The 14,816-nt window shown below is 66.8% G+C and carries 12 protein-coding genes; 3 read left to right on the top strand and 9 right to left on the bottom strand.

The annotated features are described in order from the left end of the window. Nucleotides 1–29: 29 nt before the first annotated feature. Nucleotides 30–866, bottom strand: coding sequence for a helix-turn-helix transcriptional regulator (locus tag ACKI2N_RS23645; RefSeq protein WP_420993180.1), 837 nt, complete (start codon nt 864–866; stop codon nt 30–32). A 138-nt stretch (nt 867–1,004) separates the two neighbouring features. Here ACKI2N_RS23645 and ACKI2N_RS23640 point away from each other — a divergent pair, with 138 nt between their 5' ends. Beyond that, the gene (locus ACKI2N_RS23640; protein ID WP_420993179.1) at nt 1,005–4,523 is read left to right on the top strand and encodes an autotransporter domain-containing protein; all 3,519 of its coding nucleotides are present in this window, start codon (nt 1,005–1,007) and stop codon (nt 4,521–4,523) included. Nucleotides 4,524–4,549: 26 nt separating this feature from the next. On the opposite strand, the gene ACKI2N_RS23635 is transcribed toward ACKI2N_RS23640, so the two are convergent. The 3 genes from ACKI2N_RS23635 to ACKI2N_RS23625 all read right to left on the bottom strand — a co-directional run bounded on the left by ACKI2N_RS23635 (nt 4,550) and on the right by ACKI2N_RS23625 (nt 8,292). Then, a complete protein-coding gene (locus ACKI2N_RS23635) occupies nt 4,550–6,061 on the bottom strand; it encodes an aldehyde dehydrogenase (protein ID WP_420993178.1) in 1,512 nt (503 codons plus the stop codon). Between the two features lie 15 nt (nt 6,062–6,076). Beyond that, nucleotides 6,077–7,480, bottom strand: a complete 1,404-nt coding sequence (locus tag ACKI2N_RS23630) for an MFS transporter (protein WP_420993177.1) — start codon at nt 7,478–7,480, stop codon at nt 6,077–6,079. An 80-nt stretch (nt 7,481–7,560) separates the two neighbouring features. Next, complete coding sequence (locus ACKI2N_RS23625; protein ID WP_420993176.1) at nt 7,561–8,292, bottom strand: enoyl-CoA hydratase/isomerase family protein; 732 nt, start codon at nt 8,290–8,292, stop codon at nt 7,561–7,563. A 66-nt stretch (nt 8,293–8,358) separates the two neighbouring features. Between ACKI2N_RS23625 and ACKI2N_RS23620 the strand changes: the two genes are divergently transcribed. Continuing rightward, a complete protein-coding gene (locus ACKI2N_RS23620) occupies nt 8,359–9,120 on the top strand; it encodes a GntR family transcriptional regulator (protein WP_420993175.1) in 762 nt (253 codons plus the stop codon). 82 nt (nt 9,121–9,202) lie between these two features. On the opposite strand, the gene argC is transcribed toward ACKI2N_RS23620, so the two are convergent. Continuing rightward, nucleotides 9,203–10,132, bottom strand: coding sequence for an N-acetyl-gamma-glutamyl-phosphate reductase (gene argC, locus ACKI2N_RS23615; protein WP_420993174.1), 930 nt, complete (start codon nt 10,130–10,132; stop codon nt 9,203–9,205). 128 nt (nt 10,133–10,260) lie between these two features. Between argC and ACKI2N_RS23610 the strand changes: the two genes are divergently transcribed. Continuing rightward, the gene (locus ACKI2N_RS23610; RefSeq protein ID WP_420993173.1) at nt 10,261–11,145 is read left to right on the top strand and encodes a LysR family transcriptional regulator; all 885 of its coding nucleotides are present in this window, start codon (nt 10,261–10,263) and stop codon (nt 11,143–11,145) included. 53 nt (nt 11,146–11,198) lie between these two features. On the opposite strand, the gene ACKI2N_RS23605 is transcribed toward ACKI2N_RS23610, so the two are convergent. From ACKI2N_RS23605 to ACKI2N_RS23590, 4 genes are all read right to left on the bottom strand, one after another. After that, entirely contained in the window at nt 11,199–12,695 is a 1,497-nt protein-coding gene (locus ACKI2N_RS23605) for a carotenoid oxygenase family protein (RefSeq protein ID WP_420993172.1), read from the bottom strand. Between the two features lie 237 nt (nt 12,696–12,932). Then, nucleotides 12,933–13,970: a helix-turn-helix domain-containing protein gene (locus tag ACKI2N_RS23600; RefSeq protein WP_420993171.1), complete on the bottom strand. Its 1,038-nt coding sequence runs from the start codon at nt 13,968–13,970 to the stop codon at nt 12,933–12,935. Between the two features lie 13 nt (nt 13,971–13,983). Further along, complete coding sequence (locus tag ACKI2N_RS23595; RefSeq protein WP_420993170.1) at nt 13,984–14,175, bottom strand: hypothetical protein; 192 nt, start codon at nt 14,173–14,175, stop codon at nt 13,984–13,986. Nucleotides 14,176–14,393: 218 nt separating this feature from the next. Beyond that, the gene (locus ACKI2N_RS23590; RefSeq protein WP_420993169.1) at nt 14,394–14,810 is read right to left on the bottom strand and encodes a DUF1398 domain-containing protein; all 417 of its coding nucleotides are present in this window, start codon (nt 14,808–14,810) and stop codon (nt 14,394–14,396) included. Nucleotides 14,811–14,816: the final 6 nt, after the last annotated feature.

The following is a 14,816-nucleotide window of genomic DNA, read 5'->3' as shown; positions in this document are numbered from 1 at the left end:
ATCCTGGCGAGGGTCGGCAGGACTCGCGCCTACCTCGCGTTCGCAACAACCGGTACCGTCTGCGTCTTCCACGACTGCGTCGGCAGCTTCCACAACGGCGGCATCTGCGAAAACGGCGGCACGGTATGGACGAGCCTGGCCAGCGCAAGGCGACTGTCGGTGCCGATCTTGCTGAAGATGGCCTTCAGGTGTGCCTTGACGGTATCGAGGCCGACGTTCATGGCGGCAGCGATGGCTTCGTTGGATTTGCCCTCGGCCAGCCATACGGCCGCTTCAATCTGCCGTTGCGTCAGGCCGGGAAAGGCAAAGTGAAGACGGTCCGCGGCGGAGAGCTTGTCGACCGTGCGCTGCTGTGCCTGGCGATAGACGCGCAGCACGTGCCCGCGGTAGGTCTGGAGCCGGTCGCGCTCGGCATCGCTATACGCCGGCCGGCCAACGATGCGATGCGCGCTCAGGTCCAGCGAGTACTCGCCGTGCTGGATCAGGACGCCCATGATGCGGCGAGCGCCCGATGGCAGGAACACTTCCTGGGCCATCGGCAGCGCCATGAATTCGTCGTCGCTGAAGAGATCCGACTCGCGAATGGCCCGCTCGCCGTAGAAGGCCGGGTCTTTCTGCCAGAACGGGTGGCTGCCGGCATGGCGTGCGTAGGCCGCGAAGGCCTGCTCGCGCCGGCCGGGCGCGTCTTCGATCGACAGCAGCGCGCGCAGCTCTCCGCTTCGATGGTGAATCTCCGTCCAGGCGACGACGTCGGCGTCGGTCAATCGGGCGACTCCATCGAACAGGACGCCTGGCAACGTCAACAAATCCGGCTCGGTTTCATACAGACGCACGATTTCCTGCAACAGGATGGGGTCGGTGTGCATGACTACTCGTTCGGGTAATGGCATTTTTCTGCGACAAATCTTACATTAGCGCGCCGTGATGTGCTGGCCGCGCCCATGTCGCGGAACAAACGTGGCCATGATCACGCAGCCCAAAAAAAGAAACGAGGGGTTACCGGGATGAATCGTATTTATCGACTGGTATGGAACGGGGCGTCGGGTGTCTGGCAGGCTGTGTCGGAACTGGCGGCGCCGCGCGCAAAGGGGGCCGGCACGGGAGGGAGACGCCCTCTCCGGCGGCGTGCCGGGGCGACTGCGGTAATGACGCTCTCGCTGAGCCTGGCCGCGCCAATGGCGCACGCGGCCGATGTGCTTCTCGTGGGTGCCGGGGGCGTGGGTGGCGGCGACGGCGGCAATGGCGGCATCAGCGGCGGTGGCGGCGGGGCAGACTTTTTCCTTCCGGGCTCTGGCGGTGCCAGCGGCGTTCCCGCTCCGACGCAGACGATTCCCGGCACCGCCAATGGCAGTAGCCTCCTGCCGACTTACGATTACGTCGGCATCGGAGGCGGTGCCGGCGGCGGGGACGGCGCCAACCTGGGCGGCATCAATGGCGGCGACGGCGGCGCTGGGGTGCTGGACCTCAACGGGACGACACTGAACGTTGCCAACGCACTGCTTATCGGAGGCGCTGGTGGCGGTGGCGGCTCGGGGGGCGCCGGTGGTACTCGCGGCGGCAATGGCGGCACGGGCGGCAGTGGAACGCTGACGGCCACGGGCGGCACAGCCATCACGGTCGGCACTCAGTTATACATTGGCGGCCTGGGCGGCGCGGGCGGCAACTGCGGCTGCTCCGGCAACGGCGGCGCTGGTGGCGCAGGCGTGTTCAACCTTGGCGATGGCAGCACGCTGAACCTGGCGGGCGCCACCTTCACCATCACCGGCAACGGTACGCTGAACATCGGCAACGCCACGGCCAATGGGGCGAGCGCCGGCACGATCAACGGGCTGGCCGGCAGCATCAACAATGCCGGCGCGATCAACTTCAACCAGTCCGACGCGGCATATACGTTTTCCACGGCGATCTCCGGCACCGGCACGGTGACGCAGAACGGCAGCGGCACGACCTTCCTGACCGGCGCGAATACCTACTCGGGTGGCACCATCGTCAACGCCGGCCTGATCAATTTCAGCAATGGCGGCAACCTTGGATCGGGCAACATCACGCTGAATGGCGGTGGCCTGCAATGGGCTTCGGGGAACACGGCGGACATTTCCGGCCGGCTGAATGCGCTGGGCACGGCCGGCGGCACGTTCGACACCAATGGCAACGATGTGACCATGGCAGGCGCCCTCGCCGGCGTGGGCGGCTTGACGAAGACGGGTGCCGGCACGCTCACGCTGACGAACCTGAGTGCCTATACGGGCGTCACCACCATCAGCGCCGGCACGCTGGCGTTGACCGGCACGGGCAGCATTGCCAGTTCCAGCGGTCTCGTCAACAACGGCATTTTCGATATTTCCGGCAAGTCCGGCGGTGCAACGATCGGGGCGTTGTCTGGCACCGGTGCCGTCGCGCTGGGTGGCCAGACGCTGACCGTGGGCACTGGCGGCGGCACGTTCGGCGGCGTGATCGACGGTACGGGCGGCCTCACGCTTGGCGGCGGCACGCAGACTTTGTCCGGCTTGAATACCTACACCGGCACCACCACGGTCAATGCCGGCACCCTGGCATTGACGGGCGCGGGCAGCATTGCGGGCTCTGGCGGATTGGTCAACAACGGCAGCTTCGACATTTCCGGCACGACGAGTGGCGCAACGGTGCGCGCGCTGTCGGGCGGCGGCATCGTGGCATTGGGCAGCCAGACGCTGACGATCAGCAATGCCGCCGGCACGTTCAGCGGCGTGATTGGCGGCACGGGCGGCCTCACGCTCAATGGCGGCACGCAGACGCTGTCCGGCGTCAACACCTACACCGGCGCCACCACCATCAACGCCGGCACGCTGGCCCTGGCCGGCGCGGGCCGGCTGGCCGCGGATACGGGCGTGGCGCTGGCGGCTACCGGTGCGCGGCTGGACCTGTCGGCCGGTGGCAGCCAGTCGGTGGGGCACCTGTCGGGCGCGGGAGGGAGCCAGGTGGCGCTGGGCGCCAATACGCTCACGCTGACCGACAACACGTCGCAAACGTTCGGCGGCAGCCTGGCCGGTACCGGTGGCCTGATCAAGCAAGGCACCGGCACGCTCACGCTCAACGGCGTCAGCGGCGCCTTCGCCGGCACCACCACCGTGGCGGGCGGCGCGCTGGCCGTGGGCGATGCGGCCAACGCCAGTGCAACGCTTGGCGGCAACGTGCTGGTCAACATGCCGGGCACGCTGCGTGGCCACGGCACGGTGTTGGGCAATGTCGACAACAGCGGCGTGGTGGCGCCGGGCGGCTCCATCGGCACGCTGGCGGTCGGCGGCAACTATGCCCAGGCGGCGAGCGGCACCCTGTCGATTGAAGTCAGTCCGACGGACGCGTCGCAGCTGCGCGTGAGCGGTTCCGCCGCACTGGGCGGCACATTGGCTGTCGTGTTCACACCGGGTACCTACTCGGCGCGACAGTACACCGTATTGAGCGCGGCAAATGGCGTGACGGGCCGCTTCGCCAACGTCACCACCGCGACGGCGGGCGCCAATCTCGGCACGCTGCAGCCGTCCGTCACCTATGGCCTCGGCGACGTTGCCCTGACATTGGCGGGGGCCGCGCCGACAGACCCCTTGGTGGTGGCACCTGCCAACACGTCGATCTACACGGCGCTTGGCACGGCGGCACTCTTGCAGGCGCAGGGCGCCAACGCGACGCTGCTCGAGCGGCTGGCCAGTGTGCAGCACGGCCTGGAAACGTCCAGGGATGTGTGGATCAAGGCCAACGGCACCCGCAACAAGGTGGGTGGCTCCGGCAGCGCACCGGGGTTCCAGACCCACGCCTACGGTTTCCTGGCCGGCGCCGACGGGCGGCTTGGCAGTGCCACGGTCGGCGCGGCCGGCGGCTATACCCATACGTCCATCGGCGAAGACGGCACCGGCTCGTCCGGTGACATCGATACGCTGCGGCTGGCGCTTTATGGCAACCAGCCTGTGGGCGCGGTCAACCTGTCGGCCACATTGGGTTATGGGCTGGATTTCCTGTCGCAGAAGCGGCCGTTTGCCGGGACGGGCACGGCCGAGGGCGACCATATCGGCCACGAATTCACCGCGTCGATGCAGGCGAGCCTGCCCATGCAGGCCGGCGGATTCGTGCTGACGCCGCAAGCGGGCTTGCGCTATGCCTACATGCGCGCCAATGGCTTTGGCGAGAGCGGCGCCGGCGGCCAGAACCTGCAAGTCGATGCGGACAACGCACGCAGCCTGCAGCCCTACGTCGGCGTGACGCTCGACAAAGCCTTGGGCGATGCCGTGCGCCCCGTCAACGTGCAGTTGCGCCTGGGCTATGCGCACGAAGCATTGGGCGGGGGCCGCGTTGCGCTGGTGCAAAGCCAGGATGGCACCGTATTCGCCGCGCCGGGGACGGACCTGCCGCGCTCGTTCCTGACCACCGGCGCCAGTGTCAGCCTGCTGGCGTCGAAGGCGACCACCGTGGCGCTGGGGGTGGATGCGGTGCTCAATACCGGCCACGTGTCGGCGCAGTCGGTGTACGCGCGCGTCGACCACCGGTTCTGAAGCGTGGCGGACCGTCAGCCGTCGGGTCAGTTCAGGCGCTTCGGCTCGCCATCGTCGGCGTACCAGTCGACTGTCTCGCCCGTGGTGTTGATCGTCACGGCGCGCGGCTCGCTGAACTGGTCGAACGATTCGACACCCGTCTCGCGACCGACGCCGCTCATCTTGAATCCGCCCCAGGGCGACGCCGGATCAAGCCGATGATGGTCGTTTATCCACACCATGCCGAACTCCAGCTTGCCGCCGATGCGATGGGCGCGGGCGACGTCCTGCGTCCAGACCGATGCCGCAAGGCCAAATTGCGTATCGTTGGCAATGCGCACGGCGTCGGCCTCGTCGTCGAACGGCATCACCACGGTCACGGGGCCGAACACCTCTTGCTGACCGATCTCGCATTTCGGGTCGACGTCATAGAGCACGGTCGGCTCGATGAAGAAGCCGCGCTCGAGTCCTGCCGGTACGCGGGCGCCCGTCAGCACCTTTGCCCCGTCCGCCTTGGCGCGCCCGAGCATGGCGAGAATGCGCTGGCGTGACCGCTCCGAAATGACCGGGCCGAGCTGGGTTTTCGGATCGCGCGGGTCGCCGATGCGAATGCTGGCGATCTTTTGGCGAAACCGCTCGAGAAACGCCGGGTAGACCGGCTTGTGGACGAGAATGCGCGCGCCGCAGACACAGGTCTGCCCCGCGCCGATGAACGCGGCGAAGGCCGCGCCGTTGACGGCGCGCTCCAGATCGAAGTCGTCAAACACCAGGACGGCCCCTTTGCCGCCCAGCTCCAGCGTCGTCAGCGCGAAGTTGCGGGCGGCCGCTTCGCCGATGGAGCGCCCCACGTCCGTGCCGCCCGTAAAGACGACCTTGCGAATCAACGGATGCCGCGCCAGCGCGGCGCCTGCCTCGTGTCCAACGCCGTTGACCACGTTCACCACGCCTCTCGGCACCCCGGCCTCCACCAGCAGCCGGACCAGCCGCACGGTGGTGAGCGGCGTCTGCTCCGACGCCTTGATCACCACGCTATTGCCGGTGGCAAGCGCGGGCGCGAGGCTCTTCGACAGAATCATCAACGGGTGGTTAAACGAAGTCATGAGCGCGACAACGCCGAGCGGCACGCGCTGCGTGTAGCAGAGGTACGGGCCTTCCACCGGAATGACGTCGCTGCGCCGTGTGAGCGAAAGCGCGGCAAAGTACCGGTAAAACTGGGGCAGGCGCGCAATCTGTGCGCGCGTCTCGGCGATAGGCCTTCCGTTGTTCAGCGTTTCGAGCCTGTAGAACTGCTCGAGGTCCGCTTCAAACAGATCCGCGAAGCGGTTGAGCACGCGCGCCCTTTGCTGGACCGGCATATCGCGCCATGCGCCTCGCTCAAATGCCTGGTGACCCGCGCGCACCGCGCGGTCGACGTCTGGCCCGGAAGCCGCCGCGAGGGCGCCGATGACTTCGCCTGTCGCGGGATTGACGATATCGAGCGTACGGCCGTCTTCCGCTCCGGTCCATTCGCCGTCGATGAAGAGCTGTGCTTCGAGATGCTGGGTGTTGACTGTGTCCATGGAAATCTCCTTCGATTACTTGAACAACGATGCGCTGGCGTCCGCGCCCATGGCGCCGGGAACCTGTCGAGGCGCGGCGCCGGGCGGCGTCAGGTCCTCGAGTCCCCGTCCGCTTGGCTCGACGCCGAGCCAGGCCACCACGGCGACTTGCACGGCGAGCAAGCTCACCATCAGCGCCTGCACGCCGACGATGCCGTACCTGCCGAACAGGGCGACGACGAGAAACGGGGTAACGATGGTGGCGCCACGCCCGAGCGAGTTGCAGATCCCCGAGGCGCGCAAACGCACCGCGGTCGGGAACAGTTCAGGCACGTAGATGGCAATGAGCAGCGCCACCAGCACGTAGATCGGCACGGTCAGCAGGAAACCGACGACGGGAATCAGCAGTGGATTCGTGACGAACGGATACAGCGCGCCGAAGACGATGGCCGCCAGCGATGCGCCGATGATGGTCGGCTTTCGGCCCCAGGTATCCGCGGTGAGCGCCCCGATCGCGGAGCCGACCGGCGCGCCGAACGCCATCACGAGCGCGTAGCCGAACGACTTCGCGATGCTCAGGCCCTGGTGCACGAAGAACGTGGGCAGCCAGGTGATGAATCCGTACAGCAGTGTATTGACGACGATCAGCGTGATGCAGCCGACGATCATTCGCCGCAGCATGGCGCCGCCGAAAAGCGAGCCGAGGCCGAGCGGAGCCACGGCGGCTGCCGAGGGCGCCGCGGCGGCAGGCAGCGGTGCCCCGCCCCGGGACGCCATGACTTCGCCTTCGATACGCTGCAGCAGCGCCTCCGCTTCGTCGTGCCGGCCAACCGAATCGAGCCAGCGCGGCGACTCGGGGAGCGACTTGCGCGCATACCAGACGGCGAGCGCGCCCATGCCGCCGAGGACGAACATGGCACGCCAGCCGAATGCCGGAATCACCAGCAGGCCGGCAAGCCCGGCGACGGGAAGCCCCGTGACGACGAAGACGGCCATCCATCCCTGCAGCCTTCCGCGCGAACGCGGCGGCACGAACTCGGCCAGCGTCGAGTAGCCCACGACATTCTCCGCGCCAAGCCCGAGGCCCATGACGAACCGGCAGGCAATGAGCACCGCCATCGACGGCGCAAATGCCGCACAGAGCGAAGCCAGGCCGAAGATGGCGAGATTCGCCTGATAGGTAAAGCGCCGGCCGAAGCGGTCGCCGAGAAAGCCCGTGCCAAGCGAGCCGAGCATCATGCCCAGGAACGTCATCGAGACAAAGAGCGCGTTCTGCTCGAGCGTGGAAAAGCCCGTGTTCAGCGTTGCGCCGAGCACGGTGGAGGCAACGTAGATGTCAAAGCCATCGAAGAACATGCCCAGGCCGATCAACCCCATGATGCGCCGGTGAAACGGCGACATCGGCAAGCGATCGAGCCTGGGACCTGCGTTGACGTGCATGGTTGTCTCCGGTCGGCGCGCCCCATGCCGGAATCGGCCCTGGCGGGCGCCGTTCATTGTTCTGATGGATGAGGAACGCGTCAGCGGCGTTGCATGAGACGCAGACTTGTGGCGGTGAGCATTTCGGTCGCGCAACGGAAGTTCTGCTCGACCGAGCCTTCCTGCGCTGCCTGGAAGAACGCCTTGCACTGGCGTGCCCCGGCTTCGTCGAGCTCGACAAGGCGGGCAATCAGCGCGTCCGTGTCTGCTTGCAGACGCGCCGGCTCCACAACCTGCGTGATCAGGCCGGCCTGCAATGCCGCGGCCGGCGTCAAGGCATCGCCAAGCAGGACCATCGGAAACAACTGCTTGGGAAGGCCGTAGCGCCCGAGGTAGGCCATGATCGCTGCCGGGGGCAGCCCCTTGCGCATTTCGGGAAAACCGAGGGAGGCGCGCGACGACACCAGGGTGAAGTCGCAAAGAATGGCGATGCCGAAGCCGAACCCTTGTGCGTCGCCTTGCACTTGCGCCACGGAAATGAGAGACGTGGAACGCAAGAGCCGCTTCAGCTCGATGAGCCGGCTCACCTCACCGTGCACGGACTCGGCATCGCGCCCCGCCCGTTCGCGCCCGGTGCAAAAGACGTCGCCGGCCGCGCGCAGGCGCAGCACGCGGGCCGCCGGGCGCTCGACTTCACCGCGCAAGGCGGCCATCATGGCCTCGAACATCGGGCCCGACACCTCGTTGCCGGCTTCCGGCCGATTGAGGGTGAAAGTCAATATGCCACCGCTGCGCTCGATGCGCACCGGCTGCGAGAACGATTTGGGCTCCATGTGGGCTCCTTCGTGTATACTTCGTATACCCTGTATACAGCGTATGCAATGACCCGGGAGAAGTCAATGGCCTCAGCTGCAACCATGAGATCGCAAGGGGCTGCGAAACGCAGCAAGCAGACACGGACGCTCGAATCGATCGCAAGCAAGTATCGCGAGCGCCAGCGGACCGCCGATGGATCCAGCGATTCGCTCAGTGAGGGGCTGGTCGTGCCCGCGCTGCGCGAAGCCATCGTGGAGGGCGTACTGGCGCCGGGCAGCCGCCTGTCGGAGGTTCAGATTGCAAAGCAACTGAATGTCAGCCGCACGCCCATGCGGGAAGCGTTTACCCAGCTTGAGCGCGAAGGCCTGGTGACCATTCTGTCGCGCGTCGGCGCCCATGTGCGTTCCGTGACGCCGCGCGACGTGGAAGAAATCTATACGGTGCGGGCCGCTCTCGAATGCCTTGCCGTGCAGGTGGCATCGGAACGTATCAATCCACTGGGCACGGCGCAGCTCGATGACGTGCTCGACGCGATGCGAATGGCGGTAGACGCCGACGATGCGGGGTCCTACGTCGACGCGCTGGACCGCTTCTACACCATCGTCATGGTGATCGCGGATAACCGGACGCTGCAGGAAACGCATCAGAGCCTGATCGGGCCGGTACGGCGCCTGCGGCGCATCGCCATGGCGCGCGGCGGACGCATGCGCGCCTCGTTCGAGCAGGCAGTGCGCATTCGCGATGCGATCGTCCGGCGGGCCGACAATGTCCAGGCACTGATGCGAGAGCAATTGCGCGGCGCGTGCGCCGCCGCACTCGACGTGCTTAAAGAAGGCGAAGGCTGAAAGGATCGGGCAAGCCAGGAGGCGATGCCCGCCCGATGGCGCCGCCGCCATGCGACGGCCGCCACCGGACTGGCGTCGGCCACTATTGCCGCGCGAGCATGAGGTTCAGGTTCTGGACCGCAGCGCCGGATGCGCCTTTGCCGAGGTTGTCGAAAACCGCGGACAGCAGGACGTGGCCGTGTTCCATGTTGGGAAATACGCTCAAGCAGATGTCGTTCGTGCCGTTCAGCACTTGTGGATCCAGGTGCTTCACGGCGGACGATTCGTCCAGCGGCAAGACACGTACGTGGGCCGCTCCGGCGTAGTGGCGCGCCAGGCATGCGTGCAACGTGGCGCCATCCACGCCGGGCGCCAGCAGCCGCAGCGCCAGGGGCACCGTCAGCACGATGCCCTGGCGGAACGCACCCAGCGCGGGGACGAAGATGGGACGCTGCGCGAGCCCGGCGTGGCGCTGGATCTCCGGCGTGTGCTTGTGCGCGAGTTCCAGGCCGTACACCTGGTATGAAGGCGCGTTGACGGCGCCCTGCCCTTCATATTCCTCCACGCCGGCACGCCCGCGTCCGGAGTAGCCGGACACCGCATGAATGCTGACAGGGTAGTCGCCAGGCATGAGCCCGGCCTGCAACAGGGGACGCAGCGAGGCAATTGCGCCGGTCGGATAGCAGCCGGGATTGGTGACCCGGCGTGCGTTCGCAATGCGCTCGGCCTGTCCCGGCGCCATTTCCGGGAAGCCGTATGTCCAGTCCGGCTGCGTGCGGTGGGCGGAGCTTGCGTCGATGACTCTGACGGCGGGATTGACGATGGCGTCCACCGCCTCGCGCGCGGCGGCATCCGGCAAGCAAAGAACGGCGATGTCGCAGGCGTTGATGGCTTCCGCGCGGCGCCGCGGGTCTTTGCGCTCCGCGGCGGCAAGCGTGGACAGCCGAAGGTCGGTCCGGCCGCGCAGCCGTTCGTGGATCTGCAACCCGGTGGTGCCTTGGTCGCCGTCGATGAAAACAACAGGAGAGCGCATACGGGAAATACTCCGGTGACTGTGGTTGTGACAAGTACAACGAGCCCCTATGTTCCCCGGACCGCTAGAATAGAGAAAGTTGAATTTGATAACGCTGATATTCAGCTTTTCTGAATCTGGATGCCGACATGCGAGAGATCAGCCTGGACCGTTTGCGCACTCTGGTCGCCATTGCCGACCGCGGCTCGTTTGCCGATGCGGCGCGTGCATTGCACCTGGCGCCGCCCACGGTCAGCCTCCACATCGCTGAACTCGAAGACCGCATTGGGGCGCCTCTCCTGTCCCGCAAGCGCGGACATGTCAGGCCGTCGGCGATCGGCGAGGTGCTGGTGGAGCGCGCGCGCCGGCTGCTGGCCGATGCAGAGCAGGCGTTGGACGATATTCAACGCCAGGTGCAGGGGCTCGAAGGGCGCGCGCGGCTCGGGGCGTCGACTGGCGTGATCGCGCACCTGTTGCCGCAAGCGCTGGAGGTGCTGCGCCAGCACCATCCCGCCATCGACATTCAGGTTGCGATCCTCACTTCGCAGGAAACGCTGTCCCGGCTGGCCGATGGAACGCTGGACGTCGGGCTGGTCGCACTGCCTCAGCCGCCGGCGGCAGGACTGGTGATAAAGCCTTGGCGCCGCGACCCGGTGATGGCCTTTGTGCCGGCGCATTGGCGGTCTCCGGCCCGCGTCACGCCCGACTGGCTAGCCGCCCAGCCGCTCATTCTCAATGACGCGACCACGCGCCTGTCGCGCCTGACCGCGGAATGGTTCGCGGCCGGGGGGCACCATCCCACGCCGCGCATTCAGCTCAACTACAACGACGCGATCAAGAGTCTGGTAGCGGCGGGCTACGGCGCGGCGCTGTTGCCCCATGAGGCCACTACGCCATCACCCGACGCGCGCATCGTCATGCGGCCGCTGCGCCCGGCGTTGTGGCGCCGGCTCGGCATTGCACATCGTGCGGGGTACGTTGAGCGCTCCACGCAACACGTGCTCGACGTGCTGTGGGATCTGCGATTGGCGTAGGCGTCGCCCCGATTTCGCCACCACGCCCGCGCGATGGCCGCCCGGCAGGCGCATCAGGCGCGGGGGATCCAGTTGCCGTGCAGTCCCTGCGGCACGCGCTGGGGCATCTCGATCACGGCGACCGGGGGCTCCTCGATCCGGCGCGCATCCAGCAGCACCAGGTTGCTGCCCTGGCGCACCGGATCGTAAGCGAAGGCCGCCAGGTAGCCATCGTCCTCCGTCCGGCCGCCTGGCTTTGGCACGAAGGCGGCCTCGCCGACGATCTGGTTGCCCAGCTCATGGCGCGTGTATCGGCCGGTCTCGGTATCGAGCTTGAGCACCGTGTTGAACACCGCCGAGGGCGGGTTGGCCACCTTGAGCGAGGAAGTCAGGGTCGGCATGTAGACGAAGCGAGTGGGCAGCGCCTCGCGCAGGTGATTGAAGCGCGGGAATTCGGTGATCTCGTCCGAGAAGCCGGCGACCTTGAAGCTGCGGCGCGCCGGATCGATGGTCATGCGCTTGAAGGTGGGCACGGGGCCGTTCGCCAATGCAAACTTGTCGTGCTGCACGTAGTCCACGACGATCTGCCGGCCGCGTTCGAAGCCGTTGGCGAAGTGGAAGACAAAAAAGGGCTCGCCCTCGATCCAGACGGGCGCGCCGCCGTCCAGCGGCAGCAAGGCGATCCGCATGCCCAGATCGGGGCGCCATTGCAGCATCGACTGGCCGGCTTTCGCCGCCTGGGCGTCGAACACCGCCGGCCCGGCAATGAGGACCACGTAGTGCTCCGTCAGGATGAAGTCATGGATCATCGTCGGCATCGGCAGTTCCACGGACCGCGTGTTCACCAGCACCCCCGCAGGGTTGATGCGGTGAAACTTCACCGTCGGCGTGCGCCAGCTGTATTCGAGCGCATAAAGATCACCCGTGCGCGGGTGGTGCCGGTTGTGGGCGCCCAGGCGCAGCGGTTCGGTCCCGCCTGCGGTCCACTGGCCGACGGTGTCCAGCTCCGCGCTCATCTCATAGCTGGTCGTGGCTTCGTTGAGCGCGATCAGGCGGCCGCCGTGCCGGATGATGTTGACGAAGGCGCCGTTCTTGATTTGCGAGGGGACTTCACCCGGCAGGAACACGTCGGGATCGACCGGCACCGGATGCGTGAAGCTGCCGAAGACGGCCCGGCCGGCGCGGCGCTCCACCGTCAGGCTTTCCGTCTTCACGAAGCGGTTGCGGTAGCGGGCCTTCCCGCCCTCGATGTAGACGGCATGGATCATGCCGTCGCCGTCGAGCGGATAGGCATAGCCGATTGGCTTGAATTCCGGGTTGGGGCCGTTGCGCATGTAGACGCCGCGCAAGTCGGCGGGAATCCGCCCCGAAATCACCCGCAGGTCGCCAACGTCGACCTCGCGCCGCACCGGCAGGAAGTTGCCGCCGAGATGCGGATCGTCGGAAACCCAGGGCACATCGGCCGGCTCGTCGGCACGGGCCAGCAGAGGCCACAGTGCATGGCTGCCGATGAGTGCCGCGCCGCGGACGGCCAGACGGTGAAACGAGCGGCGTGTAAGTTGAAGCGACATGCAGGATACCTCGATGAATGGAGACAGTACGTTCCCTGTCGGCGCGGCCGTGCCAGGGGGACTTCAGTGCTTTGGGAGCGAACTCCTGGCCTGGAAGATACGGTTGCCCGATCTTCCGGCGGCAATCGCCCGGGCATGGTCAGAATGTAGGAACCGCCGGCCGCAGCGTGAAGGGTGCGCCGTCTCAATTCATGGCAATCCGTCTCAAAGCAGGAGGCCCTGATCTACGTCAATGCCTCAGCCGCGCAAGGACCGCAGCCAGTCGGTCAGCACCGTCGAGGCCGATACCTCCGAAGTGGACGCGGCCGGCACCGCCATCGACTGCCCGTGCGTGCGCGCCTCGCTCGGGCTGTAGCCGAACTGCTGCCTGAAGGCGCGGCTCAACGCCGACGCGTCGGAGTAGCCGTGCGCCTCGGCCAGCGTTGCCAGGTGGTGCCGCGCTCCGGGCGAAGCGAGCATGCCATGCACGCGCCGCAGGCGCCGCTCCTTGACGAAGGCGGCCACGCCGCCCAGCGGCTCGAACAGCCGATAGAGCGTCGCGCGCGAAATCCTGAAGGCGGCGGCGATCGCCTGCGGCGACAGGCTCGGGTCAGTGAGGTGCAACTCGATGTAGCGGCATGCCTGGCGCAGCAGCGCGGCTTCGATCGCCGGACGCGCCTCCAGCGTGCGCGCGGCCGGCGCCACGGCGGCAGCCACCAGGTGCAGCGTCGAATGCGCGATCGGGGAAGCCTCGGAGCGCCGCACGTCGTTGACCTGGCTCACCAGCGATCTGAGGTGGGCCACCAGCATCGACGCCGCGGCGCCCTGCAGTACCACGCCATGCAGATTCAGCGGCGAGGGCAAGGCCGCGTCGAGCATCTCGCGCGGCAGGAACAGAATGATGTTCGATCCGGCATCGATGGAATAGCGTTCGGGCCGCGACATGTCGGTCAGCAAGAGCTGACCTGGATTGATCTGCACGCGGCGCCCGTCTGCATCGACGCGCAGCGCGCCTTCCAGTTGCAGGATCAGCCGATAGTGGTCAACCTGGTCGGCGCGGATCTTCTTCACCGGCCGTGCTTGCTCGCGCGTCGAGTAGCGCGCATGGACGGCCAGCAGCTCGCCCAGATGCCAGGACAAGGTCTCCATGCGGAATATCTCGTCGCCGGCGGGGCTTTTCAGCGTCTCATAGAAGCCTGAGACACGCTCATGCCACAGTTCGAACGCGCCGCGCTCGGTCAGCGAGTCTGTGATGAAGCGCAGGTGCGGCACGACCGGGTCTCGCGCATCGTCCATGGCTCGCCCCGCCTCAGTGGAGAGTGACGCCGGCGTCGGCGATCACCTGGCGCCGCACGGTGATTTCTTCGTGCCACAGCGTGTCAAACGCCTGGTGGCTGAGCGTGGCGGGTTCCAGCGCCGTGGAGGGCGGTGCCACCCGCGGCGGTGCCATGACTGTTGTGGACGGCGTGGCCCGCAGCCTGGCTTTTCTGGTGCTTGGCATCCACCCTCCTCGCACATCGGCTCCGGGGATGGCGCCATTTTGCTTTCCGGCGGAGTTTTCGTAAACCACGGCATCACCGTCTCGTAACGTGGGACTGCGCAAGGCGGGCCGGCGTGGCGGCCCCTACACACCCGGGGCGCCGGATTGCGGCAATGGGCCTCGACGACATTGGCCTCGACGACCCGGGCATCCCGGAAGTGACGTGCCGTTCCTTCTCGTCAGATCGCCGCTTCCGGGTAGTGCTCAAGGTAGTACTTGCCGAGACTGCCGAAATAGGTCACGCAACGCTTGGCCAGATCCACCTCGTAGCGAATGACCCCGGCTTGCCACGCTGCCGAAAGAAATTCCGGGAACGTTGTTTTGCCGGACTGATCCGCTCTGAGGGCTGCGATCAGCGCGTCGCTATCGAAGGACGGGACCTCGACCGTCCCCGTGGCCAAGGGCTCCCACTGCTGGACCACGGTGCCGAGCTCCGTGACATAGGTGCTTTGGCACGAGGGCAGATGCCACACGTTCGACGTCACGCCGGCCCGGCGCAAGGTTTCGGCGAGATATGGAAATCCGCCCACCTCCGGCCGTCCTTCCGTGGCCCGTCGCTGCGCCGACACAAGATTCTCGATGGCTTTGCTCATCATGTCTCA

This window comes from Cupriavidus sp. 30B13 (assembly GCF_049059565.2).
In the GTDB taxonomy this organism is placed as follows: Bacteria; Pseudomonadota; Gammaproteobacteria; order Burkholderiales; family Burkholderiaceae; genus Cupriavidus.
The sequence above is the reverse complement of the archived record's forward strand: the minus strand, read 5'-3'. Positions and strand labels throughout refer to the sequence as shown.